A 26254-nucleotide genomic window follows, 5' to 3' on the forward strand; every position below is an offset into this window, starting at 1 on the left:
CGGAGCAAGATGATACATATAGTAGGAGCAGGTCCGGGGGCGGTTGATTTGATTACGGTCCGCGGACAGAAACTTTTGTCAGAGGCAGATGTGGTCATCTATGCGGGTTCCCTGGTCAGCCGTGATCTTCTGGGCTGGGCCAGGCAGGATGCAAGGATTTATGACAGTGCCTCCATGGACCTGGAGCAGGTTATGGAAGTGATGGAACAGGCGGAACGGGACGGTCTTACAACGGTGCGCCTTCATACCGGGGATCCCTGCCTCTACGGTGCCATACGGGAACAGATGGACGGACTGGACGCCAGGGGGATAAAATATGACATATGTCCCGGGGTCAGTTCTTTCTGCGGAGCCGCCGCAGCCCTTGGAATGGAATATACCCTGCCCGGTATCAGCCAGAGTGTGGTAATAACCAGAATGGCCGGGAGAACACCGGTGCCGGAGCGTGAATCCATAGGGAAATTTGCTGCCCACGGCAGCACCATGGTGATATTCCTGAGCGCAGGCATGACGGGAGAGCTGTCAGAGGAGCTGGTAAAGGGCGGATATCCGGGAGATACCCCCGCAGCCATTGTATATAAGGCGACCTGGCCGGATGAGAAGGTGGTCCGGTGTACGGTAGCCACATTAGAGGAGACAGCAGACAGGGAGGGCATCCATAAGACCGCCCTTATTGTGGTGGGGAATACTGTGGCCCAGACAGGTTATGAGCGCTCAAAGCTTTACGACCCCGCCTTTACCACTGGATTTCGTGCGGGCCGGGAAATCGTCCCGGGGAAACTGGAGCCGGGAACACTCTATGTGGTGGGAATGGGACCCGGAGAAAAAAAGCAGATGACAGGACAGGCGCTGGAAGTGATGGGCCGGTGCCAGGTCATAGCCGGTTATACGGTCTATGTGGACCTGGTAAGGGGATTGTTCCCCCAGAAGGAGTTCCTGACCACCGCCATGACCAGGGAAGAGGAACGGTGCCGGAAGGCGTTTGAATGCTGCATGGAGGGAAAGAATACAGCCATGATTTGCAGCGGGGACGCGGGGGTCTATGGAATGGCGGGCCTTATACTGGAGCTGGCTCAGCAGTACCCCGGCGTCAGAGTCAGGATTGTGCCGGGAATTACGGCTGCCTGCGCAGGGGCAGCTGTTTTGGGAGCACCGCTGATGCACGATTTTGCTGTCATCAGCTTAAGCGACCGGCTCACACCCCTGGAAGACATATGGAACCGGGTAGAGGCAGCGGCCCAGGCTGATTTTGTCATATGCCTGTACAATCCGGCCAGCAAGGGACGGCCTGATTTTTTCCGGCAGGCGTGCAGCCGGATTCTAAAGTACAGGGCAGAGGATACCGTATGCGGGCTGGCTGTGAACATTGGCAGGGAAGGGGAAGAAATGGAGGTCCTGACCCTGGAGGAGCTGAAGGATCGCCGGGTGGACATGTTTACCACGGTTTATATCGGCAATTCCCATACCAGGCAGATTGGCCCCTATATGGTAACGCCCAGAGGTTACAGGTATGAAGGAAATTAAGAAGAGTGTCATACTGTTTGCCGGGACCACGGAGGGAAGGCTGCTGGCGGAATATCTTCAGGAGCTTGACCAGCCCTTTGTAATCTGCGTGGCTACCGGATATGGAAGGGATTTGCTGGAGGATATAAGCAGGCCGGACGAGAACGGATGTATGGAGATACGCCAGGGGCGCCTGGATGTCACGGAAATGGAACGTATGTTTGATGAACTGCGGCCGGAACTGGTCATTGACGCCACCCATCCATATGCGGTGGCAGTAACCCAGAACATAAAAATGGCCTGTTCCAAACGAAAGGGCCTGCGGCTTTTAAGGTGCCTGCGTGAACCGGGGGCCGGGGACAACCGGCCGGGAGTCATCCATATGCCGGATGTGGAGGCAGCCGCTGCATGGCTGTCCTCTGTGGAGGGAAATATTCTGGTGACCACAGGCAGCAAGGAGCTGGCTATCTACACAAGGATAAGGGATTATGATCAGAGAGTGTATGCCAGGATCCTGCCCTCGGCGGAGGCCGTGGCCCAGTGCAGGAGTCTGGGCTTTGAGGGCCGCCATATCATTGCCATGCAGGGACCATTTTCAGAGGAAATGAATCTGGTACAGCTCAGGGAATACGGATGTGCGTATCTGGTGACCAAGGATGGGGGCGCAGCAGGAGGCTTTTCAGAAAAGATAAAGGCAGCCCACAGGGCCGGGGCAGCGGCAGTGGTGATTGACCGGCCGGGCAGCGGGGAAGGCATATCCCTGGATGATATAAAGGGACAGCTAAAGGAGTGGATGGACCATGAAAAGAAAGGAAGCATATATGGATGATTTAAGGCCAATTGTATATCTGGTGGGCATAGGAATGGGGGGCGAGGACCAGTTGACGGGCCGGGCAATGGATTGCCTGGAGGCGGCCCAGGTAGTGATGGGGGCGGACCGGATGCTGGACAGCGTCAGCGCGTACACCGATAAGAAACGGGTATTTTCAGCCTATAAGCCCAGTGAGATGGTACAGTGGCTGGGCAGCTTCCGGTGGGACGAGGCAGCCCTGGTGCTGTCAGGAGATACGGGCTTTTACAGCGGAGCTGAGGCGGCGGCCAAGGCATTTTTGCGGGAAGGATGGGATGTGGAATTTGTTCCGGGTGTATCCAGCCTGTCCTATTTCTGCGCCAGGTTGGGAAAGAGCTGGCAGAATGTCCATCCGGTCAGCAGCCATGGAAGGGATTGTGATGTGGTGGCCTATATCCGCAGCTTCAAGAGCTGTTTTATTCTGCTGGGCGGAGCCGGTAGCGTGCCGGATTTGTGCCGTCAGCTGGTCAGCAGCGGAATGAGCAGCGTGACTTTATGGGCAGGAGAAAATTTTTCATACGAGGACGAACGCATTGCCTGGCAGATGACGCCTGCTGAGCTTCTGATGGAGGATGAGCGCCTTCCCTTTGGCAGTCTGGCTTGTGTTTTGGTGGAGAATACAGAGGCAGCGGAAGGACAGCTTTATCCGCAGCCCGGCCCCCAGGATGAGGACTATATCAGGGGGCAGGTGCCTATGACCAAAAAGGAGGTACGGAGGATATCACTGGATAAGCTGTGTATCGGCTCCCAGGCCGTGTGTTATGATATCGGGGCCGGCACCGGCTCTGTGGCGGTGGAGATGGGAATGGAGATACGCAAGTGGGGCGGCAGCGGCCAGGTGTATGCCATTGAGCGGAACCGGGAAGCCCTGCAGCTGATTGAATCCAACTGCCAGAAGTTCCACGGAAGCTGGATGGGATTTCACATTGTGGAAGGCGAGGCGCCTGAGGCTATGAAGGGGCTGGAACCTCCCACTCATGCATTCATTGGAGGAAGCGGAGGTCACATGCGTGAAATCGTGGCAGCTCTCCTTGACGCCAATCCCCATGTGAGAATTGTGGCTAATGCCATTACACTGGAGACTGTTGGTGAAATTTTGGCGTGTATGAAGGAATTCGGATTCGCCACAGGAGAGATAACCCAGGTATGGGCAGCTCCTGTGGATACAGTGGGAAGCTACCATATGCCAAAAGCGCAGAATCCGGTGTATGTGGCGGTTATGCAGGACCCAAAAGACGATGAGGGAGAGATACAATGGCAGGAGTTATGATAGCGGCTCCGGGAAGCGGCAGCGGGAAGACGATGGTAACCTGCGGCCTGCTGACCCTCCTTAAGAGGAAGGGATATAATCCGGCTGCGTTTAAGTGCGGACCGGACTACATTGACGGCCTGTTCCACCGCAGGGTTCTGGGAGTGGAAAATGGAAACCTGGACAGCTTTTTTGAGACCGGGACACATATGAGACAGAAGCTGTCCCGGGGCATGGAACGCCATTTTGTAGTGGCGGAAGGGGTCATGGGATATTTTGACGGCCTTGGGGGCGTGTCTGTTCAGGGGAGTTCTTTTGAGATTGGAAGTATTCTTGGTCTGCCTGCCATTCTGGTGGTGGATGGAAGAGGAGCCAGCTTATCGCTGATGGCATTGATTCAGGGATTTTTGGAGTATGATGCCATGCTGGAGGGAAAAGACGAGGAAAAAACTCACAATAAAACTGACTGTGATGCTGAATGTGCGGCTGGCATGCAATACGAAGGATGCAGGAAGAGAAGATGGAAAGAGAATGAGGAAAATTATCGTGAGAAAAAATCTCATACATCCAACGGACTGCATGGGTGTGTTTGCGGAAACACAGACTGCCATGAGAGCAAGGGTAAAAAAAATAACAACATAAGGGGAATCTTTTTCAACCGCATGTCCCCCATGATATATAACCGTATAAAACCTATGGTGGAGGAATTGTTTCGGATTCCGGTCATTGGATATTTACCTGAACTGAACTTCCTTCATGTGGGAAGCCGTCATCTGGGACTGGTGCTTCCGGATGAGATAGATGGAATCAGGGAGCAGCTGGAACAGCTGGCAGACCGGATGGATGAAAATTTGGAGTGGGAACCGCTATTGAAGATTGCTGCTGAGGCAGGCGGACGGGACAGGGAGGTACCGGTCCGGGAAGAAGCAGGAGCCGGGCAGCAAACGGGGAATGTAGCGGGAATTAAGACGGGAAACAAGCTGGGAAACGAGCCGGGAAACATACCGCATTTCCGCCTGGGGATTGCCAGGGATGAGGCATTCTGTTTTTATTATGAGGACAACCTGAGGGCTATGGAACAGGCTGGGGCCCGGCTTGTGTATTTTAGTCTGCTCCATCAGGAGAAACTGCCGGATGGGCTGGACGGGCTGATTTTAGGAGGCGGTTATCCTGAAAATCACGGGGAGGCCCTGGCGGCGAACAGGACCATGCGGGATTCGGTGGCTGCGGCTGCCGCGTCCGGGATGCCCATTCTGGCAGAGTGCGGGGGATACCTCTATCTGCTGGACAGTCTGGAGGGAGCCGACGGAACGGTTTATCCCATGGCAGGGGTCTTGAAGGGCCACGGATACAGGGCCGGGAAAACCGGCAGGTTTGGATACATAACCCTGGGGCCCAACCGCTGCCTTCCCTATCTCCGGGAAGGGGAGGAGATAAAAGGCCATGAATTTCATTACTGGGACTGCGATTGCGGGGAGGATGAATTTTGTATGACGGCTGCCAAGCCAAAGGGCGGCCGCAGCTGGCCCTGTATGAGAACAGCAAAACAGGTGATGGCAGGATTCCCCCACCTCTATTATCCTTCCTGCCCCGGACTGGTCCGACGGTTTGCCGGACAGTGCGTGGAATACGGACAGAGACATGACCGGAAACATGACAGACAAGAGCGTAACGGACAAGAACATGACGGAGAGGAACATGAGCTATGACATTGAAGGAAGCGATGAACAGCATTAAGCCAGCCAGCCAGGCACTCAGGCAGCAGGCAAAGCAGCGCTGGGACCAGGTGGCCAAACCTCTGGGAAGCCTGGGAGTCCTGGAGGAGGATATCATACGCATTGCCGCTGCTTCCGGCAGCCTGGCAGTCAGCCTGCGTCCCAGGGCTATTGTGGTCATGTGTGGGGATAATGGCGTTGTAAAGGAAGGGGTGACCCAGACAGGGCAGGAGGTTACCGCCATTGTGGCGGGGAATATGGCCCGGGGAAATTCGTGTGTATGCCTCATGGCCCGCCAGGCAGGGGCCGACGTGATTCCTGTGGATGTGGGTATGGCCTGCCGCGACGCGGTTCCCGGCGTGGTGAACCGGAAAGTGGCATATGGGACAAAGGATTTCCTGGAGGAACCTGCCATGACCATGGAGGAGACAGTGAGGGCCATGGAGGCAGGTGCAGATATGGCCATGGAACTGAAGGAAAGGGGATATGTGCTGGCTGGCTCCGGGGAAATGGGAATCGGCAATACCACTACCAGCAGCGCCCTGCTTTCCGTGCTTCTTAATATGGACCCGGAACTGGTGACGGGCCGGGGGGCTGGTCTGACCACTGCCGGCTACAACCGCAAGGTGCAGGTCATAAGGGAAGGCATCCGTATCCGCAAGCCGTCCGGGGAGGACCCGGTGGACGCGCTGTCCAAAGTGGGCGGACTGGATTTGGCGGCCCTGACGGGCTTTTACATTGGATGCGCGGCCTGCGGCCTGCCGGTGGTGCTGGACGGACTCATAACAGGGGCAGCCGCTCTGGCGGCCGTCAGAATCAGCCCGGATGTAAAAGGATATCTGCTGGCCTCCCACGTTTCAGCCGAGCCTGCCGGGGCAATGGTTCTGGATGCTCTTGGCCTTAAACCTGCTATTTCTGCGGGAATGTGTCTGGGGGAGGGCACCGGCGCAGCGGCCCTGTTTCCGCTTTTGGATATGGCGGCGGCTGTGTACACGCAGATGAGCAGCTTTGATGACATCCATGTGGATGCGTATGAGCATCTTCTGTAATTGGAATGTAAGGAATTTGGATGAACATGACGACACGATAATAGGAGACCTGGAATGATTACTCTGGTGACAGGCGGAAGCGGCAGCGGAAAATCAGAATACGCGGAAGGGCTTATTCTGGACTCCCCCTGTTCCCGCCGTTTTTATGTGGCTACCATGATTGCATATGGAAAAGAGGGACGGGATAAGGTGGAGCGCCACCGTGTGCTCCGAAAGGGAAAGGGATTCATCACCATAGAAAAGCCCCGGAATGTGGGAGAAGTGATGGTTGGAGAGTATGAGACCGGTTTAAGCCCCTTATCCCGGACCGGCCGTGCTCTTTTGCTGGAGTGCGTATCCAACCTGGCGGCCAATGAGATGTTTAAGGAGGGGACAGGGAAAACGGAAGCAGGAGAGCATCAGGGCGGTCCAATCCAATGTCTGTCCCATAAGATTGCGGAGGATATCATTTCCCTGGCCGGACAGGTTCAGGATATGGTGATTGTCACCAATGAAGTGGATCGGGATGGAATCTGTTACGAACCTGAGACAATGGAGTATATCCGTCTCATGGGCTGCCTGAATCAGAAGCTGGCATCTGCCGCGGACCGGGTGGTGGAGGTGGTTTACGGCATTCCCGTGCCCTTAAAGCCCTCCGCCCTGGGACCGGCAGCAATTGGGGCTGACTTTAAAAGAAGGGAGTGTCAGGGAGAATGAACGGACTTTATTCCTGCATCATAGCAATTTCCATGTATTCCAAGATACCTATGCCCAACGTGGAGTGGAGTGAAGACCGCATGCGCTATGTCATGTGCTTTTTTCCTCTGGTGGGGATTGTCCAGGGAGCGGCCCTGGGCCTTTGGCTCCATTTTGCCCTGGATGTGCTGAATCTGTCCGTGGGTGCTGCGGCTCTTACAGGGGCAGCCATTCCCCTGCTGGTAACCGGAGGAATTCACATGGACGGTTTTCTGGATACCATGGATGCCATTCATTCCTATGGCGACAGAAGCAGAAAGCTGGAAATTTTAAAAGACCCCCATCTGGGAGCCTTTGCAGTCATTTCCTTCGGCGTTTATATGATGCTTTATCTGGGCGTTTTCCATGAATACCTGTCCCTTGTCCTGAGGGAGGACAGGGGGGACAGATATTTTCTTTATGCGGTTCCCTGTCTTGTGTTTGTGATGGAGCGGGCCTTCAGCGGCCTCTCCGTGGTCACGTTTCCCCAGGCCAAGAAGAAGGGACTGGCAGCCGGATTTGGCGGGGCAGCCAGGAAAAGGACGGATTCCCTGGTGCTGCTTCTGTGGATGCTTATTTGCCTGGCAGCAGGTGTGGCAGCCGCTAAGGTGGGATGCCACGGGGCAGGCATGCTGGCAGGAGTCCTGCTTATGACCCATCTGGCTGTGTTCATATGGTATTACAGGATGTCCGTGAAACAGTTTGGCGGGGTGACAGGAGATTTAGCCGGATGCTTTTTGCAGGTTTGCGAACTGGCCGGCCTGGCAGCGGCCGCAGTCCTTTTAAAAGCGGGCTTGATGGGAGGAATGTAGGAATGATCTTGGTGACAGGAGGAAGCTTCCAGGGCAAGAGGGTGTTTGTCAGACAGTACCTGGGGGAACAGAATGCAGATGGAGCTGTCTGGACAGAGGGAGCAGAGGCCTCCTGGGAGGAATTTATGGACGGCAGGTTCTGCCGTGATTTCCAGCTCTTTGTCAGGCGGGTAATGGAGGGGAGTGCAGGCCCTTCCTTCCGTGAACAGAAGGGACCGGCCATGGACCAGATTCTTGAACAGCTTCTGGAGGAGCTGCTGGCCGGACCAAAGGACCGTGTTTTGGTGACAGATGAGATAGGCTGCGGCATCGTGCCTGCAGATGCCTTTGAACGCCTGTACCGGGAGGAGACAGGGCGGCTCTGCTGCCGGATTGCCGGGGAGGCGGATGAAGTGTGGCGGGTGTGCTGCGGGACAGGGATACGGATTAAATAACGAGGAAGGTAGACATGGACATTACGTGGCTGGATATATGGAAATTTCACGGTGCGGCATTGTTGGCGGGATGTGTGATTGACTGGATCATAGGAGACCCCATATGGCTTCCCCATCCGGTGCGCCTTATGGGAACCATGATTGCAGGGACGGAATCACGGCTCAGAAAATGGACAGAGGGGACGGGAAGGAAAGGGCAGTCCCGGGCAGGGGTCATCCTCGCTGTATTCATGTGTATCATATGGTGGTGTGTTCCATGGGCAATCGTTCACGGGGCAGAGCATCTATGGCTGTCCGGGGCCTGGGCGGTTCTTCTTCTGGCAGAGGGGTTCCTGTGCAGTCTCATGCTGGCAGCCAGGGGACTGTATACAGAAAGCATGAAGGTGTGCCGCAGCCTGGAGGAAGGCAGCACCGAGGAGGCCAGATATAATGTATCCATGATTGTGGGAAGGGATACCGCAGCGCTGGATGAGGGCGGAATCGCCAGGGCAGCCGTGGAGACCGTGGCTGAAAATGCCTCTGACGGTGTCATTGCCCCCTTTTTGTTCATGGCACTTCTAGGGCCGGCAGGAGGCACGCTGTACAAGGCCGTCAACACCATGGATTCCATGGTGGGATACAAAAATGACAGATACATGTACTTCGGCCGCTGTGCAGCCAGGCTGGACGACCTGCTTAATCTGGCGCCGGCCAGGCTGACCGGAATCCTTATGGTTCTGGGGGCATGGGTTCTGCCGGGCATGGACGGGGCTCATGCCTTTAAGGTGTTCCTTCGGGACAGGAAACGCCATGCCAGCCCTAATTCCGCCCACGGCGAGGCCGCCTGTGCAGGCGCCCTTCATCTCCGCCTGGCCGGTGACGCCTGGTACTTCGGAACTCTTCATAAAAAGCCGTATATCGGGGATGATGACAGGCAAATCCAACCGGCGGACATAAGGCGTGCCAACCGTCTTATGTTTTTTGCGGAGGGGATGATGGTCCTTGGTCTGGCTGTGCTTATTATGATTTTGTGATACCATTCTGGTTTTGCCAAAACAGCCGGCGGGGGTAGAAAAGGATAGCTGTAAAAAAGATATATGGAGGTTATTATGGAATATCAACACGGCGGTGACATATACAGCCAGGACATACAGATGGATTATTCTGCCAATATCAATCCCCTCGGCATGCCGGAGGCGGTCAGGCAGGCTCTGAGGGACTGCCTGGAGAGGGAGGTATGCAGCCTGTACCCGGACAGCCGGTGTGAAAGGCTGAGACAGGCCCTGGGCAGGCATCACGGGGTGGAGGATAAATGGATTATCTGCGGCAACGGGGCAGCTGATTTGATATTCGGACTGGCAGCTGCGCTGCGCCCTGTACGCGGGCTGGTGACAGCTCCCGCCTTTTCCGAGTATGAGCAGGCATTGAGGTCGGTGGGATGCAGGACCGACTATTATTATCTCAGGGAAGACAGGGGGTTTGCTCTGGACGCGGCAGGGATGTGCGGCTGTGTCCGGGCGGCGGCAGAGAGGGGCGAGCCCTACGATGTGGTGTTCCTCTGCAATCCCAACAATCCCACGGGGATACCCGTTAAAAAGGAAGAGGTTAAGCAGCTGGCAGATACTTGTGAGCGGCTGGGGGCTTACCTGGCAGTGGATGAATGCTTCTGCGATTTTCTGGATAATTCAGAATTATATTCTGTCATACCTGACCTGGCCCGGTTTACGCATCTGTTTGTCCTTAAGGCATTTACAAAGCTGTATGCCATGGCCGGGCTGCGGCTGGGCTACGGCCTTTGCAGCGACAGCGGCCTTCTGGAGCGGCTTCAGGCAGTACGCCAGCCCTGGTCCGTGTCCGGCCCGGCCCAGTGCGCCGGCGTGGCGGCCCTTGGAGAGACGGATTTTGCGGAGCACACCAGAGCGGTGCTTAAGGGTGAGCGGGAGAGGCTTTCTGCCGCCCTCCATGACCTGGGCTTTCAGGTATATCCATCCCAGGCCAATTATCTGTTCTTTCGGGACCGGGAAGAGGACGGAATCCTGGAAAAAGGCCGGCTTTACCAGGAGCTGCTGGGCCGGCGCATCCTGATCCGCAGCTGTGCCAATTATCCGGGGCTGGACTCATCCTTTTACCGTATCTGTGTTAAGCTGAGGCAGGACAATGAACAGCTCATCCGGGAAATGGCCCGGGTGCTTGAGAGGAGGAAACCATGTCCCAACATACAAAGTCAATCATGATTCAGGGAACCATGTCCAATGCGGGAAAGAGCATCCTGGCAGCCGGGCTGTGCCGTATTTTTCACCAGGACGGCTACAGGACAGCGCCTTTTAAATCCCAGAACATGGCCCTTAATTCCTACATAACTCCGGAAGGGCTGGAGATGGGACGGGCCCAGGCCGTACAGGCGGAGGCGGCGGGAATTGTCCCTAATGCGGATATGAATCCCATTCTTTTAAAACCCACCACAGATGTGGGAAGCCAGGTTATCGTCCATGGAATTTCCAGGGGCAATATGAAGGCCAGGGATTATTTTGCCTGTAAGAAATCCCTGGTGCCGGATATTATGGCCTCCTACCGGCGGCTGGAGGAGCAGTACGATGTCATTGTCATAGAGGGCGCCGGAAGCCCGGCCGAGATTAACCTGAAAACCGATGATATCGTGAACATGGGCATGGCGGACATGGCGGACGCCCCGGTGCTTCTGGTGGGGGACATTGACAGGGGAGGTGTCTTTGCACAGCTCTACGGTACGGTGGCCCTGCTGGCAGAGGAGGAGAGAAAGCGGGTAAAGGGATTAATCATCAACAAATTCAGAGGCGACAGGTCCATACTGGCTCCCGGGATTTCCATGCTGGAGGATCTGTGCGGTATACCGGTGGTGGGGGTGATACCCTATATGGATGTGGATATCGAGGATGAGGACAGCCTGAGCAGCCGCCTGGAGACAGGAAAAGGCAAAGCACCTGCTGCGGTGGATTTGGCTGTGATCCGCTTTCCGCGCATCTCTAATTTTACGGATTTTAATGTGTTTTCAGGAATCCCCGGGGTGTCGCTGCGCTATGTGACAAGGGCTTGTGACCTTGGAACCCCCGACATGGTCATCCTTCCCGGCACCAAGAATACCATTCATGACCTGCTGTGGATGCGTCAGAACGGTCTGGAGGCGGCAATCCTTAAGCTGGCGGACCGTCAGGTGCCGGTGTGGGGAATCTGCGGCGGCTACCAGATGATGGGAGAGGTGCTGGTGGACGAAAAAGGGGTGGAGTCGGACCTCCCTTCACGGACATCCGGAATGGGCCTTCTTCCCCTTAAAACGGAGTTTGAGAAAGAAAAGATAAGGACCCAGGTGGAAGGCGCGTTCGGCCAGCTGGACGGCTGCCTTGGCGGGTTGTCCGGAAAATCCATTGAGGGATATGAAATCCACATGGGCCGCACGTACATTGACCGGGAAGAGGGGGCTGCGGATACAGCCAGAATCGTTTCCTGGCGCAGGGAACCGGAAATATGCCGCCCCATGGACTATGTGATGGAAACGGGAAAGGACAGGCTTTTATCCAGAAAGGCCAGAATGGACGGGTGGAACAGGGGAAATATCTACGGCACCTATGTACACGGAATCTTTGACAGCCCCGGAATCGCCAGGACAGTGGCAGAGGCCCTGGCCGCTGCAAAGGGCCTCTGCCTGGAACAGGCGGCGGATATGGATTACCGCACGTACAGACAGCAGCAGTATGACAAGCTCGCAGAAGAGCTCAGGGAGAATCTGGACATGGCTGCCGTGTACAGAATCATGGGCATCAGCCAAAAAGGAAAAATGGGCATCAGCCAAAAAGGAAAAGGAGAGGAGAAGCCGGATGACGGATATACAGTTGGAACAGGTACTGCCGGGAGACATTGAGAGGCGCAGTTTTGAGATCATACAGGAGGAACTGTCCTTACGGGGGATTTATCTGGAGCCTGAAAATGAAATGGTTATCAAGAGGGCCATCCACACCACGGCGGATTTTGACTATGCACAAAACCTGGTATTTTCCGGTCAGGCAGTGAAAAGAGGAACAGAGGCCTTAAAAGCAGGAGCTGTCATTGTCACGGATACCAATATGGGGCTGTCCGGGATCAATAAAAAAGGGCTGTCCGCCCTGGGCGGGGAAGCCTTCTGTTTTATGGCAGATGAGGATGTGGCCCTGCAGGCAAAGGAACAGGGCACCACCAGAGCTGTGGCCAGCATGGAGAAGGCGGCCAGGCTCTACGGGCTGAAGGGGCGTCCGCTGATTTTTGCCGTGGGCAATGCGCCCACGGCCCTGGTCCGCATATATGAGCTTATAGAAGAAGGACTGGCCGCCCCTGCCCTTGTCATCGGAGTGCCGGTGGGATTCGTGAATGTGGTCCAGTCCAAGGAACTGATTCTGACCCTGGAGGATACGCCGTATATTGTGGCAAGGGGAAGAAAAGGCGGCAGCAATGTTGCCGCCGCCATCTGTAACGCGCTGTTATACCAGATTCCGGTGCAGGGCGTTGCAGAAAGTACTTAATACACACGCTCCGGTCTATTTCCGGCCGCTCCAGCAGTAGGTGCAGAGCTTGCAGGGGGAGATTCCGATGGACTTTACCAGGTCATCCAGCCTGTGGTAACGCAGGGTGGTGAATCCCAGGCGCTTGCGGATTTCCTCAATCATCTCCTTGTAATTGGCGCTGTCCGGGTCTGTGTAAGTGTTTAGCACATCCCGGGACACATTGTCGCCCTCTCTGTCCCGTATGATGCGTCTGGTAATCAGATCCAGCTCTGAGGTGGAACGGGAGAAGTTGAGGTAGGGGCATCCGAACATAAGAGGAGGGCAGGCCGGGCGTATATGCACTTCCTTTGCGCCGCTCTGGTACAGGAATTCCGTTGTCTCACCCAGCTGGGTGCCCCGCACGATAGAGTCGTCGATGAGCAGCAGCTTTTTGCCGCGGATCAGCGCGTCCACAGGAATCAGCTTCATGCGGGCGATCAGATTTCTCTGGCCCTGGTTCTGGGGCATGAAGGAGCGCGGCCATGTGGGGGTGTACTTGATGAAGGGACGGGCAAACGGAATGCCGGATTCATTGGCATACCCGATGGCGTGGGCGATGCCTGAGTCGGGAATGCCCGCAACCACCTCGGGCTGCGCGTCATCCCTCTTTGCCAGCAGCTTTCCGCACTCGTAGCGCATGCTCTCCACATTGATTCCCTCGTAACTGGATGTAGGGTATCCGTAGTATACCCACAGGAAGGAGCATATCTTCATTTCTTCCCTGGGAGGGCTGACCGTCTCCACGCTTTCAGGCGTCATATATACGATCTCACCGGGCCCCAGTTCTTTGTAGTCCGTATATCCCAGATTGATGTAAGCAAAGCTTTCAAAGGAGGCGCAGTAGGCATCATCCTTGTGCCCGATGACAATGGGGGTCCTTCCGAATTTATCTCTGGACGCATAGATTCCTTCCGGAGTCAGCAGCAGGATGGACATGGATCCCTCTATTTTTTCCTGGGCATAGAGAAGCCCTTCCACCAAGGTGGATTTCTGGTTGATAAGGGCAGCCACCAGCTCCGTAGCATTGATACGCCCATGGCTCATTTCCATGAAATGGATATGGCCGTTTTCGTAGGCTGATGCCACCAGCTCCGCCTCGTTGTTGATTTTACCCACTGTGGTTATGGCAAAGCTGCCCAGATGGGACTGTATCAGAAGGGGCTGGGGTTCGTTGTCGGAAATACATCCGATTCCCAATGTTCCTTCCAGCTCGTCCAAATCCCCGTCAAACTTCGTACGGAAGGGGGTATTTTCTATATTGTGGATGGACCTCGTAAAGCCCTGGCTGCCGTATACGGCCATTCCGCCTCTCTTAGTCCCCAGATGGGAGTGGTAATCCACTCCGAAAAATAAGTCCAGGGTACAGCTGTTTTTTGATGCAACACCAAATATTCCGCCCATATGTCATACCTCTTTTATCTATGTGTTTGTTTTATGTTATCACAGTTGATTGCGGCTCTGTCTGCCGGTTACGGACTTATCATAACATATATTAGTAGTACAGGACAATATGATTGATATATTATTTATACTTATGAGAAACTATAAGCATGCCCGGAGGGGCCTTCCGGTGAATATTCACTTGCGCGCCGGGATGACAATTCCATGCATTTGAGGTATACTTGTGATAAAACTTGTGATGAATTTTCTGGAGCTTTCAGTTATGATCCGGAAATGAGGAGGCTTGCAAATGACAGAACCAGATGGACAGAATGAGCGGCAGAGGCAGCAGGCCGTCCGCCTGACCGTGGCAAAGGACGGCAGTGGTGACTATGATACGGTAGGCGCGGCCCTGGAGGCCCTGGGAGACAAAGAGGGACCTCCGTCCTGCATTTTCATAAAAGAGGGCGTGTACAGGGAACGGCTGGAAATTAGAAGGCCGGGAATCACATTGGAGGGCCAGTCAGCCGGCGGCACCGTCATTACCGGTGGACTGTCTGCCGGAATGACCATGGAGGACGGCAGTAAGCGGGGGACCTTTCGGACTTACAGCGTGCTGGTAGACACCCATGATTTTACAGCAAAGAACCTGACCATTGAAAACAGCGCCGGTCCGGGCGAAGCGGTGGGACAGGCGCTGGCCCTGTATGCGGACGGGGACCGGATTCTGCTTAAGGGATGCAGGCTGCTGGGAGGCCAGGACACACTCTTTACAGGTCCCCTTCCTCCGAAGGAGATACAAAAGAACGGATTCATCGGACCAAAACAGTTTTCGCCCAGAATAAACGGACGCCACTGCTACCAGGACTGCTTTATCCGCGGGGACATAGACTTTATATTTGGCAGTGCCACAGCTTATTTTGACAGGTGTGAGCTGTACTCTGCCGGCAGGGATACAGAGAAAAAAGGGTACGTGACCGCTGCGTCCACTCCCAAAGGACAGAAATACGGGTATGTGTTCCGAAACTGTCGGTTTACGGGAAACAGCTCCCGTGAAAGCGTCTACCTGGGCAGGCCCTGGAGAGATTACGCCAGGACGGTCCTCATTGACTGCTATCTGGGACCCCACATATGCCGTGAGGGGTGGCATGACTGGGATAAAAAGAATGCGCGTTCCACCCTGTTTTACGGGGAATACGGAAGCTATGGACCGGGGGCGGAGGAACAGGAGGCAGTGGAACAGGGGAAAAGGGACCATTGTACATCCAGACCGGACTGGGTTTTTATGCTTACCCGTGAACAGATACAGGATTACACCATGGAGCAGGTATTAGGCGGAACAGACGGGTGGAATCCCGGGGCATATATTTAAGTTAAGAAGGAAGGGATATACTTATGGATTTATACCGTATCATACTGGTGGACGACGAGGAAGAGGTCAGGCAGAGCATCATCAGGAAAATTGACTGGACGGGAGCCGGTTTCTGCGTGGTTGGGGATGCGGAAAACGGGGAGGAAGCCCTGGAGAAAGTGGAGGCACTGGAGCCGGACCTGATACTGACGGACATCAGGATGCCCTTTATGGACGGCCTTTCCCTGGCCGAACGGGTGAGGCAGAAATATCCTTCAGTTAAAATTGTGATTTTTTCAGGCTATGATGATTTTGATTATGCCAAGCAGGCTATCAAGCTGAATGTGACGGAGTACATCCTGAAGCCTGTGAATGTGGAGGAACTGACGGCCATCTTAAAACGTATCAAATCCAACCTGGACGATGAGATTGAGCAGAAAAGGAATGTGAGTCTGCTGCGTGAAAATTATATACGCAGCCTTCCTATTCTCAGGGACCAGTTTTTAAACGAGCTGGTGGGGAGCACTGTGCCCGGAAACGTACTTAAGGAAAAACTGGCTGAGTATGATATCCCGCTGGCAGGCGCCAAGAAATGGGTGGCCGCGGCCATTGACATAGAGCCGGAGGAGATCCGGGAGGGGAATATGCTGCCTCTCCACAAGGAGAGGGACCTGATTCCTATTTCTGTCATGCAGGTTGTGGAGGAAAAGCTGGGGAACTATTGCCGTTCTTCCGTATTCACTTCCTCCAGGACCTCCTGGTCTGAGCTGGCCCTTATTGCTGCCATTGACGAGGATAACAGCCAGACAGGACTGATAGATGTGCTGGGGGATATCTGCAAGGAAACAAAGAAGATTCTGGAGGTGCCCATCACTATCGGCATTGGCCACAGCTGCCAGGACCTGGGGGAGATCAGCGGCTCCTATAAGACGGCTGTGGACGCCCTTGGCTATAAGGCCATTGTGGGAGCGGGAAGCACCATCTATATCAATGATGTGGAGCCTGTAAGCGGGGGAAAGCTCAGCTTTGACAGCAAGGACGAAGCAGAGCTTATTGCAGCCATTAAGTTCGGTCCCAGGGAGAAGATAGAGGAAGCAGTACAGGCAGTCATGGATAAAATGAGCGATGCAAAGGTGCATTTCAGGCAGTGCCAGGCATATATGCTCAGCGTGTCCAGCTCCATAGTCCAGCTGATTCAGCAGTATGACCTGGACCTGGAACAGCTGGCGGAGGAGGGGGAGGAGCAGGGGGATACCTTTGCCGTCATCCCAAGGATGATGAAAAAGGAGGACTTTGCCCACTGGCTTCTCTCAGCCGCCCTCAGGATGAACCAGGCCATGAACCGGGAGCGGGATAATACCATGAAGCAGGTCATCCAGAAGGCCAAGGAATATATTATGGACAATTACCAGGATCCGGATTTGTCTGTGGAGAAAATATGCCGCCAGCTGCACATGAGCCCGGCCTATTTTTCCACCATGTTCAAGAAGGAGACAGGACAGGCATATACCGCCTACCTGACCCAGGTCCGCCTGGACAAGGCGGTGGAGCTTCTTAACAAGACCGATGACAAGACCTATGTCATAGCGGCCAAGGTGGGATACCAGGAGCAGAATTATTTCAGCTATGTGTTCAAGAAACGTTTCGGGGTTTCGCCCACCAAGTTCAGAGGGGCAAAATAGATACAACAGGTCTGCCGCGCCGCTTTTGGCGGGAACAGGGCAGGCAGCGTAAAGGAGCAGGGGACATGTTGTTTGAGAAGCAGAGGATTAAGCTGCAGAAGGCCAGTATACGGTATATCATATTCATCTACTTTACACTGACGGCCCTGGCCGCAAGTATATTCATAGGCATTTCCCTGTATTCCAGGCTGTCGGGCCAGATGTCCGCCACCATCCGGGAGGAGAACCAGATACTGATTAATCAGATCACCAGGTCCATGGAGGATTACCTGCGGACCGTGATGAAGCTGTCTGATTCCCTGTACTACGGTGTCGTCAAGAACGCGGACCTGGCCAGCGGTTCCATCGGGAGCGAGATGACCCTTCTCTATGACAATAACAAGGACAATGTGGAGAATATAGCCCTTTTGTCCAAGGAGGGAAAGCTGCTGGAAGCCGTGCCTGCGGCCCGCCTTAAGACAAATGTGGATGTCACCGGTGAAAACTGGTTCACCTCCACCCTGGAGAAAACGGAAAATATGCATTTTTCCACGCCCCATGTCCAGTACATTTTTGACGGCAGCGAGAACCAGTACCGGTGGGTCATTTCCCTGTCAAGGGCAGTGGAGATTACCCGGGGACCTTCCACGGACCAGGGAGTCCTGCTGATTGACATACGCTACAGCAGCCTGGAGCAGCTCTTTGACGGGGTAAATCTGGGAAATGGAGGCTATGTCTATTTAATTAGCAGCAGCGGGGAAATCATATACCACCCCCAGGCCCAGCTTATTGACTCAGGAATTGTACGGGAAAACAACCTGGAGGTATCCGGACTCAGGGACGGCAATTACCGGCAGACCGTGGATGGGGAGGAACGGACCGTCACGGTTAAGACTGTGGGATATACAGGCTGGAAGGTGGTGGGGGTGACGCCCCTTGACGGCGTGTCCCTCAACAATATAAAGACAAAGCTCCTGGTGATTTTCATGATTGCCTTTGTCCTTTTTATCATGACCATTATTAATTCCTATATCTCATCCAGGATAACAGACCCAATCAAGGAGCTGGAGAAATCTGTCAATGAAATTGAGGCAGGTAATCTGGAGACAGAGGTCAGGAGCGGCGGCTCCTACGAGATACAGCATCTGGGCAATTCCATACAGAACATGGCCCGGCAGATACGGCGGCTTATGGACGATATTGTGGCGGAGCATGAATCCAAGCGAAAGAGCGAGTTCGACACCCTCCAGGCGCAGATTAACCCCCATTTCCTGTATAACACTCTGGACATCATAGTGTGGATGATTGAAAATGAGAACCTGACTGACGCGGTGCGCGTCGTGACGGCTCTGGCCAGGTTTTTCCGCATCAGCCTCAGCAGGGGAAAGAGCATCATAACTGTCAGGGATGAGCTGGAGCATGTGCGAAACTACCTTATGATTCAGCACATGCGCTATAAAAATAAGTTTACTTATACCGTGGAGGCAGAGGATGAGGTCCTTGACCTGGCCAGTCTCAAGCTTGTCCTCCAGCCGCTGGTGGAAAATGCCATCTATCACGGCATGGAATTTATGGACGGGGACGGGGAAATCCGTATCCGGGCATGGCGGCAGGATAAGGATTTATTTATGAGTGTATCGGACAACGGCCTGGGGATGACCCGTGAGCAGGTGAAACGGCTGTTCGGGGATACGGATCACATGCCGTCGGGCAGGGGTTCCGGTATCGGAGTGAAGAATGTCCACCAACGTATCCGTCTGTATTTTGGCAATGACTACGGACTGGAAATCCAGTCGGAGCCGGATGAAGGGACAACGGTCACGGCCCATCTGCCGGCCATCCCCTATGAGGAAGTAAAGAAAGAGGGATCCTATGTTAAATAAAGGAAAAATACTCTGGTGCGTATGGGCCGGCATCCTGGTCCTGCTGTTTTTGATGTCCTCCACGGATCTGATAATCAAGGAAAAAAAGATTGAGGTATATCCGATCTCCGTCATAATAGAAGGGGACAACGACGACTACTATGTAAATTTCAAAAAGGGTATGGACCAGGCCGCAGTGGAGTTCCATGGGGATGTCAGCTTTATCACCCTCTATGCCTCTGATGACCAGGACCAGCAGATGGACCTGGTAAAACGGGAAATCAGGGACGGGACCAGGGCGGTGATTCTGGCTCCGGTAAAGCCTGAGGAGGCGGTAAGGGGACTGGAGGATATGAACCCGGGCTGCCCCGTCATCCTTCTGGGCCAGTCTCCTGATGAGGGCGGGACTCTGGATACCATCGGTGTGGACGGCAGGAAGATTGGAAGGCTGCTGGGCGAAGCGGCGGCTTCCCAGGCACCCAGGGATGTACCGGTCTATCTCTTTTGCAGGGGACTGGACTATGGGGACAGCGCCCAGGTCTACGAGGGGGTCCGGACTGTGCTGGATGAGCGGGGATATCATTACCGGCTTATTGAGAGGAAAAACCAGGACACATACCACCAGGCCATACAGGAAACGGACTCTCCCGGAGGCGGCAGGATCACCATTATAGCACTGGATGTGCAGTCGCTGGACCAGGCCACCCGGATACTGGAGGAAAACACCATATACCAGGGCCGGGTGGCAGGGCTCTACGGCGCAGGAAGCACCACCTCCCTGCTCAGGGCTCTGGATAAGGGAATTGTCACAGGAATGACTGCATATAACCAGTTTGACGAGGGATATTTAAGCGTGAAGCAGGCAGTGGAAGCTATTCAGGGTACGCGCCAGAAGCAGCAGACCATGCTGGAGGCCATCTATGTGGATGAGGATAAGTTGAGGGATAAGACATACGAGAAAATGCTCTATCCCATTGAGTAAGTGAGAGGGGCCGGAAGTAAGAGGAAACAAGATAAGGAAAGGGGCATTGCGGTGAAAGGGAAGTGGATGTATCTATTGGCAGCCTGCATGGGGGCGGCTGTCCTTATAGGTGTGTGGCAGTACATGGGAAGGGAAGACGGGCGGAAGGCGGATAAGAACTCTGTCCGCATCGGGGTTCTGCTCTACCGGGGGGACGACACCTTCATCGGCACTCTGCGCACCGGCCTGGAGGACAAGGCAAAGGAATATGAACAGGAAACAGGGATCAAGGTAAAGCTGGATATCATGGACGCCAAGGGGAGTCAGAATACCCAGAACAGCCAGGTGGAGCGTCTCATTTCCCTGGGCTGCGATGCCCTGTGCATCAACAGTGTGGACCGTTCGTCGGCCTCCATCATCATTGACAAGGCCATGGACGCAGGAACTCCGGTGGTATTCTTTAACCGGGAACCGGTGGAGGAGGATATGAACCGCTGGGAAAAGCTGTACTATGTGGGAGCGGACGCCAAGGAATCCGCTGTGCTTCAGGGAGACATCCTGGTGGATGCCTATAATCAGGATACACGAACCCTGGATGCCAACGGCAACGGCCTGGTAAGTTATGTGCTTTTGGAAGGGGAGACCAGCCATCAGGACTCCCTGATACGCACGGAGTGGTCCATCCAGACCTTAAAGGACGGGGGCGTTCCACTGGAGAAGATTACAGGAGGAATTGCCAACTGGGACAGGAGCCAGGCATCAGCCCTGATGGAGCAGTGGCTGAAGGAGTATCCGGGACAGATTGAGCTGGTGGTCAGCAATAATGACGACATGGCCCTGGGAGCCATCGACGCTATGAACCGGGCCGGAATCGGGGCCAATTCCATTAAGGTGGTGGGTATCGACGGCACCCCGGTGGGCATAAAGGCTCTGGAGGAAGGGTATCTTTTCGGCACAGTGGAATCAGATAAGGAACGCTACTCCCAGGCCATATTTGACATTGCCTGGAGTCTGTCCCTGGGCCAGGACCCGAAGGACAGGGTGCCGCAGCTGGAGGGGAATTATTACTGGTGTCCTCAGCGGGCGCTGACCCAGACTGAGGCAAAATTGCTTAAAAACCAGTGATTCATATCAGAAACACCGATGAAAAGAGATAAAATCGAAGAAATTTTATAATCATTCTATAAAAATCATATGGAAAAATGCACAACCGGGTCGTATAATAAACTTGTTGTTAAGCAAAAACAACCAAAGTCAACAAAATTATAAGGGAGGAATTAAAAATGAAGAAAGCATTAAGTGTTGCTCTTGCGTGTTCCATGGCATTATCACTGGTTGCCTGCGGAGGCGGCAGCAAGCCAACAGAAGCACCAACCACAGCAGCTGCCGGGGATACCACAACCGAAGCAGCAGCAGACACAACCGCGGCAGACACAGCAGCTGCACCGGAAGCAGGCGCAGAGGTGGCAAACAAGGATAAGCCTTTAGTATGGTTTAACCGCCAGCCCTCCAGCAGTGCTACAGGACAGCTTGATATGACGGCCCTGAATTTTAATAAGGATACATATTATGTAGGTTTCGACGCAAATCAGGGCGCTGAGCTTCAGGGTACCATGGTTAAGGACTACATCGAGAAGAACATCGACTCAATTGACCGCAACGGCGATGGAATCATCGGCTACGTTCTGGCAATCGGAGACATCGGACATAACGACTCTATCGCACGTACAAGAGGCATCCGTAAGGCTCTCGGCACCGCAGTAGAGAAAGACGGCAATGTCAACAGCGATCCTGTTGGTACAAACGCAGACGGTACAGCAACTGTTGTACAGGACGGCTCCATCGAAGTTGGCGGAAAGACATATGTTGTCCGCGAGCTTGCTTCCCAGGAGATGAAGAACTCTGCAGGCGCTACATGGGATGCTGCCACAGCTGGTAATGCAATCGGCACATGGTCTTCCTCTTTCGGCGATCAGATTGATATTGTTGCATCCAATAACGACGGTATGGGCATGTCCATGTTCAACGCATGGTCCAAGGACAATAAGGTTCCTACATTTGGCTATGACGCAAACAGCGACGCAGTAGCAGCTATCGCTGAGGGCTACGGCGGCACTATCAGCCAGCATGCAGACGTACAGGCTTACCTGACACTCCGCGTACTGCGCAACGCACTGGACGGAGTTGATATTGATACAGGTATCGGCACAGCAGACGATGCAGGCAATGTCTTAAGTCCTGATGTATATGTTTACAAGGCAGATGAGCGTTCCTACTACGCACTGAACGTTGCTGTTACTGCTGAAAACTATACAGATTTCACAGATTCCACAATGGTATACGCACCTGTATCCAATCAGCTGGATGAGGCTACCCATGCTACAAAGAACGTATGGCTGAACATCTACAACTCAGCTGATAACTTCCTTGGCTCAACCTATCAGCCTCTGCTCCAGAAATACGATAAGCTTCTCAACCTCAAGGTTGACTATATCGGCGGCGACGGACAGACAGAGTCCAATATTACAAACCGTCTTGGAAATCCAAGCCAGTATGACGCATTTGCCATCAACATGGTTAAGACAGACAATGCAGCTTCATACACATCTCTGCTTGAGCAGTAATATTCATTGAAATAAAGATGTACTGTTATTAGGGAGAAGAAATTCTCCCTAATATTAAATATTGAAACCTATCAATCTACATATACAGGAGTAAAATAATGGCAGATAAGAAAGATGATATCGTCTTATCAATACGCGGTATGAGCAAGTCCTTCGGCCGAAACAGAGTTCTGGACCATATCAACCTGGATGTGAAGCGCGGAACCGTTATGGGGCTTATGGGTGAGAACGGAGCTGGTAAGTCAACCATGATGAAGTGCCTTTTCGGCACCTACCAGAAAGACGAGGGAAATATCTTCCTGAATGGCAAGGAAGTAAGCTTTTCCGGACCAAAGGATGCTCTTGAAAACGGCATTGCAATGGTTCACCAGGAATTGAATCAGTGTCTGGAACGGAATGTAATTGATAATTTATTCCTTGGACGTTATCCGGTCAATTCCATGGGTGTAATTGATGAAGGCAGGATGAAAAAGGAAGCCGCCGAGCTCTTTAGAAAATTGGGAATGACTGTTAACCTCACCCAGCCCATGGGCCGCATGTCCGTATCACAGAGGCAGATGTGTGAAATCGCCAAGGCCATCTCCTACAATTCAAGGGTGATTGTTCTGGATGAGCCCACATCCTCCCTGACCGTGCAGGAGGTTAACAAGCTCTTCGAGATGATGAGGATGTTAAAGGAGCAGGGAATTGCCCTGATTTATATTTCCCACAAGATGGATGAGATTTTTGAAATCTGCGACGAGATATCCGTGCTTCGGGACGGCAACCTGGTCATGACAAAGAGCACCAAGGATGCAAACATGAATGAGCTGATTGCGGCAATGGTCGGCCGTTCCCTTGATAACCGGTTCCCGCCTGTTGACAATACCCCAGGTGATGTGATTCTGTCCATCCAGAATCTGTCTACAAAGTTTGAGCCTCATTTGCAGGATGTTTCATTTGACGTAAAAGAAGGAGAGATATTCGGACTGTACGGTCTGGTAGGGGCAGGGCGCACGGAACTTCTGGAAACAATCTTTGGTGTCCGCACCAGAGCCGCAGGACGCGTTTATTTTAATAACCGCCTTATGAATTTCAGCAGCGCGAAGGAGGCCATGGAGCATGGCTTTGCCATGATTACCGAGGAGCGGAAGGCAAATGGCCTGTTTTTAAAAGGAGACCTTACCTTCAATACCACCATAGCCAATCTGCAGCAGTATATGTCGGGTATAGCGCTTTCCGATGCAAAGATGATAAAGGCTACGTCAAAGGAAATCAAAATCATGCATACCAAGTGCATGGGCCCCGATGATATGATTTCCAGCCTTTCCGGCGGCAATCAGCAGAAGGTCATTTTCGGAAAGTGGCTGGAGCGCAGTCCGCAGGTGTTTATGATGGACGAACCCACAAGAGGAATCGACGTGGGTGCAAAGTATGAAATATATGAGCTTATCATCAATATGGCGAAGCAGGGGAAGACAATCATTGTTGTTTCTTCTGAGATGCCGGAGATTCTCGGAATTACAAACCGTATTGGTGTTATGTCAAATGGACGTCTTTCTGGAATTGTTAATACAAAAGAGACAAATCAGGAAGAACTTTTAAGGCTCAGTGCAAAATACCTATAAGGGGGATTCATGGATATGGCGAAAGGAAACAATGAGACTCTTACGGCTGAACAGGAAATGCAGCTGCGCCAGCCAATTGAGGATTATGTTGGCGAAATTCAGAAGAAAATCGACAGTCTCAGAGCGGACGGCACAAACAGAGTAGTCGCTCTGCAAAATAATATTGATGCAACAAAAAGAGACCGTTCCCTTACAAAGGAAGAAAGGGAAAACAGAATTGCGGCTAACAGCGCGGAGATGGAAAAAGCAAAGGCTGTTGAGGCAAAGAACAAAGACGAGATTGCAAAATTAATCTCCGAAGCGGAGAGTTATCTCAAGGAACATTTTGATAAGGATTATTATTTGCCGTTAAAGGAAAGCTGTGAGCGGGAAAAAGCGCTTGCAAAGGAAAAATATGGCATTAAAGTTGCGGAACTGAACAAAGAACATGAAAATACCCTCTCAAAGCTTACGGACCATCAGGAGATAAAGGACGAGAAGTATGTTCATAAGAACCGCCTGTTTGACGCAAAGATGGACCTGGACAAGGAGCTTCAGCGGATCAAAGACAGAAGGCATGCGGCATTTGTCTGGCAGTATCACCTGATTGATATGCTCCGCCTGTCTAAATTCACCTTCATGGAGACCAGAGCGCAGAAATGGGAGAACTATAAATATACATTCAACCGCAGAACATTCTTACTGCAGAATGGTCTGTATATCGCTATTATCCTGATTTTCATTGGACTGTGTATCGCTGCTCCGGTGATGAAGAATGTTAAACTGCTTACCTATAATAACATTTTAAATATCCTGCAGCAGGCTTCTCCCAGAATGTTCCTGGCCCTGGGCGTTGCGGGTCTTATCCTCCTGACCGGCACGGACCTTTCTATCGGGCGTATGGTTGGTATGGGTATGACCACTGCTACCATCATCATGCATCAGGGCATTAACACAGGTGCTGTGTTCGGACACGTGTTTGACTTTACAGGCATGCCCATAGGATTAAGAGTGGTATTTGCCCTTGTAATGTGTATTATCTTATGTACGTGCTTTACGGCTATCGGCGGTTTCTTTACCGCTAAGTTCAAGATGCATCCGTTCATATCAACCATGGCCAACATGCTGGTCATTTTCGGACTTGTCACATATGCCACAAAGGGCGTATCCTTTGGTGCCATTGAACCGGCTATTCCAAAGATGATTATTCCAAAAATAAACGGGTTCCCAACCATTATCCTGTGGGCAGTGGCTGCCATCGTAATCGTTTGGTTTATCTGGAACAAGACCACCTTCGGCAAGAATTTATACGCAGTAGGCGGCAACCCGGAAGCAGCAGCTGTTTCAGGTATCTCCGTATTCGGAGTAACCATGGGAGCATTCATTCTGGCAGGTATCCTTTACGGATTCGGTTCCTGGCTGGAATGCGCAAGAATGGTAGGTTCCGGCTCCGCCGCTTACGGCCAGGGCTGGGAGATGGACGCAATTGCAGCCTGTGTGGTTGGCGGCGTATCCTTTACCGGCGGTATCGGTAAGATTTCCGGCGTAGTAGTCGGCGTACTTATCTTCACCGTGCTCATCTACTCCCTTACCATTCTCGGTATCGACACAAACCTACAGTTCGTGTTTGAAGGCATCATCATTATAACGGCTGTAACACTTGACTGCTTGAAGTATGTTCAGAAGAAGTAGTAAGGAAGGTTAGGTGTTTCCGTCCGTGATTGAAATAAGCCCGGGGGCTGTGGATACGGCTTCGGGACTAGTAGTTCTAGGACGCTGAAAATCGGCTGAATACAAGAGGCTGGCTGCCAAAACTCGCGGCCAAGCCTCTTTCTATATTTAGATACTGAGCTCAGACAGTTGTCAGCCAGCCTCTTAACGCCGCTTTCCACCGTCCAAGAACTACACGTCCCTGCAGATGCATCCACATCCCCCGGCCTTATTTCAATCACCCACTACGCACCTCCCTTCGCC

At 53.2% G+C, this 26254-nt stretch carries 21 protein-coding genes; 20 read left to right on the forward strand and 1 reads right to left on the reverse strand.

Translation table 11 applies throughout. From position 1 onward, the window contains the following. Positions 1-9: 9 nt before the first annotated feature. The 12 genes from cobM to CGC65_RS12890 all read left to right on the forward strand — a co-directional run bounded on the left by cobM (position 10) and on the right by CGC65_RS12890 (position 12834). Entirely contained in the window at positions 10-1524 is a 1515-nt protein-coding gene (gene cobM, locus CGC65_RS12835) for a precorrin-4 C(11)-methyltransferase (RefSeq protein ID WP_002567281.1), read from the forward strand. Continuing rightward, positions 1511-2332, forward strand: coding sequence for a precorrin-6A reductase (cobK, locus tag CGC65_RS12840; protein WP_002567282.1), 822 nt, complete (start codon positions 1511-1513; stop codon positions 2330-2332). The genes cobM and cobK overlap by 14 nt, the downstream gene beginning before the upstream one ends. Continuing rightward, positions 2304-3623 carry a bifunctional cobalt-precorrin-7 (C(5))-methyltransferase/cobalt-precorrin-6B (C(15))-methyltransferase gene (locus CGC65_RS12845; RefSeq protein ID WP_002567283.1) on the forward strand — a complete coding sequence of 440 codons (1320 nt, stop codon included), beginning with the start codon at positions 2304-2306 and terminating at the stop codon, positions 3621-3623. The genes cobK and CGC65_RS12845 overlap by 29 nt, the downstream gene beginning before the upstream one ends. After that, positions 3608-5311: a cobyrinate/hydrogenobyrinate a,c-diamide synthase gene (locus CGC65_RS12850; protein WP_002567284.1), complete on the forward strand. Its 1704-nt coding sequence runs from the start codon at positions 3608-3610 to the stop codon at positions 5309-5311. The genes CGC65_RS12845 and CGC65_RS12850 overlap by 16 nt, the downstream gene beginning before the upstream one ends. Beyond that, complete coding sequence (gene cobT, locus CGC65_RS12855; protein ID WP_002567285.1) at positions 5308-6366, forward strand: nicotinate-nucleotide--dimethylbenzimidazole phosphoribosyltransferase; 1059 nt, start codon at positions 5308-5310, stop codon at positions 6364-6366. The genes CGC65_RS12850 and cobT overlap by 4 nt, the downstream gene beginning before the upstream one ends. A gap of 54 nt (positions 6367-6420) precedes the next feature. Next, positions 6421-7062, forward strand: a complete 642-nt coding sequence (locus CGC65_RS12860) for a bifunctional adenosylcobinamide kinase/adenosylcobinamide-phosphate guanylyltransferase (protein WP_002567286.1) — start codon at positions 6421-6423, stop codon at positions 7060-7062. After that, positions 7059-7892, forward strand: coding sequence for an adenosylcobinamide-GDP ribazoletransferase (locus CGC65_RS12865; protein WP_002567287.1), 834 nt, complete (start codon positions 7059-7061; stop codon positions 7890-7892). Before CGC65_RS12860 ends, CGC65_RS12865 begins: the two co-directional genes overlap by 4 nt. 2 nt (positions 7893-7894) lie before the next feature. Continuing rightward, on the forward strand, positions 7895-8326 hold the full coding sequence (locus CGC65_RS12870; RefSeq protein WP_002567288.1) for a bifunctional adenosylcobinamide kinase/adenosylcobinamide-phosphate guanylyltransferase: 432 nt from the start codon (positions 7895-7897) through the stop codon (positions 8324-8326). A 14-nt stretch (positions 8327-8340) separates the two neighbouring features. Continuing rightward, on the forward strand, positions 8341-9339 hold the full coding sequence (gene cbiB / locus CGC65_RS12875; protein ID WP_002567289.1) for an adenosylcobinamide-phosphate synthase CbiB: 999 nt from the start codon (positions 8341-8343) through the stop codon (positions 9337-9339). 75 nt (positions 9340-9414) lie between these two features. Further along, a complete protein-coding gene (locus CGC65_RS12880) occupies positions 9415-10539 on the forward strand; it encodes a pyridoxal phosphate-dependent aminotransferase (protein ID WP_002567290.1) in 1125 nt (374 codons plus the stop codon). Next, a complete protein-coding gene (locus CGC65_RS12885; protein WP_002567291.1) occupies positions 10512-12200 on the forward strand; it encodes a cobyric acid synthase in 1689 nt (562 codons plus the stop codon). The genes CGC65_RS12880 and CGC65_RS12885 overlap by 28 nt, the downstream gene beginning before the upstream one ends. Beyond that, positions 12157-12834, forward strand: a complete 678-nt coding sequence (locus CGC65_RS12890) for a precorrin-8X methylmutase (RefSeq protein ID WP_002567292.1) — start codon at positions 12157-12159, stop codon at positions 12832-12834. The genes CGC65_RS12885 and CGC65_RS12890 overlap by 44 nt, the downstream gene beginning before the upstream one ends. A 15-nt stretch (positions 12835-12849) precedes the next feature. Here CGC65_RS12890 and CGC65_RS12895 read toward each other — a convergent pair whose 3' ends face one another. Beyond that, the gene (locus tag CGC65_RS12895) at positions 12850-14256 is read right to left on the reverse strand and encodes an amidophosphoribosyltransferase (protein WP_002567293.1); all 1407 of its coding nucleotides are present in this window, start codon (positions 14254-14256) and stop codon (positions 12850-12852) included. Between the two features lie 289 nt (positions 14257-14545). On the opposite strand from CGC65_RS12895, the gene CGC65_RS12900 reads away from it, so the two are divergent. From CGC65_RS12900 to CGC65_RS12935, 8 genes are all read left to right on the forward strand, one after another. Beyond that, the gene (locus tag CGC65_RS12900) at positions 14546-15607 is read left to right on the forward strand and encodes a pectinesterase family protein (RefSeq protein WP_002567294.1); all 1062 of its coding nucleotides are present in this window, start codon (positions 14546-14548) and stop codon (positions 15605-15607) included. A gap of 23 nt (positions 15608-15630) precedes the next feature. Further along, positions 15631-17268, forward strand: a complete 1638-nt coding sequence (locus CGC65_RS12905) for a response regulator transcription factor (RefSeq protein WP_007036174.1) — start codon at positions 15631-15633, stop codon at positions 17266-17268. A 65-nt stretch (positions 17269-17333) separates the two neighbouring features. Next, entirely contained in the window at positions 17334-19130 is a 1797-nt protein-coding gene (locus CGC65_RS12910; RefSeq protein ID WP_002567296.1) for a sensor histidine kinase, read from the forward strand. Beyond that, complete coding sequence (locus CGC65_RS12915; RefSeq protein WP_002567297.1) at positions 19120-20091, forward strand: substrate-binding domain-containing protein; 972 nt, start codon at positions 19120-19122, stop codon at positions 20089-20091. The genes CGC65_RS12910 and CGC65_RS12915 overlap by 11 nt, the downstream gene beginning before the upstream one ends. A 51-nt stretch (positions 20092-20142) precedes the next feature. Beyond that, the gene (locus CGC65_RS12920; RefSeq protein WP_330361502.1) at positions 20143-21195 is read left to right on the forward strand and encodes a galactose ABC transporter substrate-binding protein; all 1053 of its coding nucleotides are present in this window, start codon (positions 20143-20145) and stop codon (positions 21193-21195) included. Positions 21196-21353: 158 nt separating this feature from the next. Beyond that, entirely contained in the window at positions 21354-22694 is a 1341-nt protein-coding gene (locus CGC65_RS12925; RefSeq protein ID WP_002567299.1) for a substrate-binding domain-containing protein, read from the forward strand. Between the two features lie 98 nt (positions 22695-22792). Beyond that, positions 22793-24301 (forward strand): sugar ABC transporter ATP-binding protein, encoded by a 1509-nt coding sequence (locus tag CGC65_RS12930; RefSeq protein ID WP_002567300.1) that lies wholly within the window; start codon positions 22793-22795, stop codon positions 24299-24301. A 15-nt stretch (positions 24302-24316) separates the two neighbouring features. Next, complete coding sequence (locus CGC65_RS12935) at positions 24317-25972, forward strand: galactose/methyl galactoside ABC transporter permease MglC (RefSeq protein WP_002567301.1); 1656 nt, start codon at positions 24317-24319, stop codon at positions 25970-25972. Positions 25973-26254 lie beyond the last annotated feature (282 nt).

Origin of the sequence: Enterocloster bolteae (assembly GCF_002234575.2) — a bacterium.
GTDB lineage: Bacteria > Bacillota > Clostridia > Lachnospirales > Lachnospiraceae > Enterocloster > Enterocloster bolteae.

Bases quoted from the DNA above. Each gene is read 5' to 3' on its own strand.
- CGC65_RS12870 (WP_002567288.1), top strand. From the start codon at position 7,895: ATGATCTTGGTGACAGGAGGAAGCTTCCAGGGCAAGAGGGTGTTTGTC.
- CGC65_RS12905 (WP_007036174.1), top strand. From the start codon at position 15,631: ATGGATTTATACCGTATCATACTGGTGGACGACGAGGAAGAGGTCAGG.
- CGC65_RS12930 (WP_002567300.1), top strand. From the start codon at position 22,793: ATGGCAGATAAGAAAGATGATATCGTCTTATCAATACGCGGTATGAGC.
- CGC65_RS12860 (WP_002567286.1), top strand. From the start codon at position 6,421: ATGATTACTCTGGTGACAGGCGGAAGCGGCAGCGGAAAATCAGAATAC.
- cobT (WP_002567285.1), top strand. From the start codon at position 5,308: ATGACATTGAAGGAAGCGATGAACAGCATTAAGCCAGCCAGCCAGGCA.
- cobM (WP_002567281.1), top strand. From the start codon at position 10: ATGATACATATAGTAGGAGCAGGTCCGGGGGCGGTTGATTTGATTACG.
- CGC65_RS12850 (WP_002567284.1), top strand. From the start codon at position 3,608: ATGGCAGGAGTTATGATAGCGGCTCCGGGAAGCGGCAGCGGGAAGACG.
- CGC65_RS12915 (WP_002567297.1), top strand. From the start codon at position 19,120: ATGTTAAATAAAGGAAAAATACTCTGGTGCGTATGGGCCGGCATCCTG.
- CGC65_RS12900 (WP_002567294.1), top strand. From the start codon at position 14,546: ATGACAGAACCAGATGGACAGAATGAGCGGCAGAGGCAGCAGGCCGTC.
- CGC65_RS12925 (WP_002567299.1), top strand. From the start codon at position 21,354: ATGAAGAAAGCATTAAGTGTTGCTCTTGCGTGTTCCATGGCATTATCA.
- cbiB (WP_002567289.1), top strand. From the start codon at position 8,341: ATGGACATTACGTGGCTGGATATATGGAAATTTCACGGTGCGGCATTG.
- CGC65_RS12935 (WP_002567301.1), top strand. From the start codon at position 24,317: ATGGCGAAAGGAAACAATGAGACTCTTACGGCTGAACAGGAAATGCAG.
- CGC65_RS12895 (WP_002567293.1), bottom strand. From the start codon at position 14,256: ATGGGCGGAATATTTGGTGTTGCATCAAAAAACAGCTGTACCCTGGAC.
- CGC65_RS12865 (WP_002567287.1), top strand. From the start codon at position 7,059: ATGAACGGACTTTATTCCTGCATCATAGCAATTTCCATGTATTCCAAG.
- CGC65_RS12910 (WP_002567296.1), top strand. From the start codon at position 17,334: ATGTTGTTTGAGAAGCAGAGGATTAAGCTGCAGAAGGCCAGTATACGG.
- CGC65_RS12845 (WP_002567283.1), top strand. From the start codon at position 2,304: ATGAAAAGAAAGGAAGCATATATGGATGATTTAAGGCCAATTGTATAT.
- CGC65_RS12880 (WP_002567290.1), top strand. From the start codon at position 9,415: ATGGAATATCAACACGGCGGTGACATATACAGCCAGGACATACAGATG.
- CGC65_RS12890 (WP_002567292.1), top strand. From the start codon at position 12,157: ATGACGGATATACAGTTGGAACAGGTACTGCCGGGAGACATTGAGAGG.
- cobK (WP_002567282.1), top strand. From the start codon at position 1,511: ATGAAGGAAATTAAGAAGAGTGTCATACTGTTTGCCGGGACCACGGAG.
- CGC65_RS12885 (WP_002567291.1), top strand. From the start codon at position 10,512: ATGTCCCAACATACAAAGTCAATCATGATTCAGGGAACCATGTCCAAT.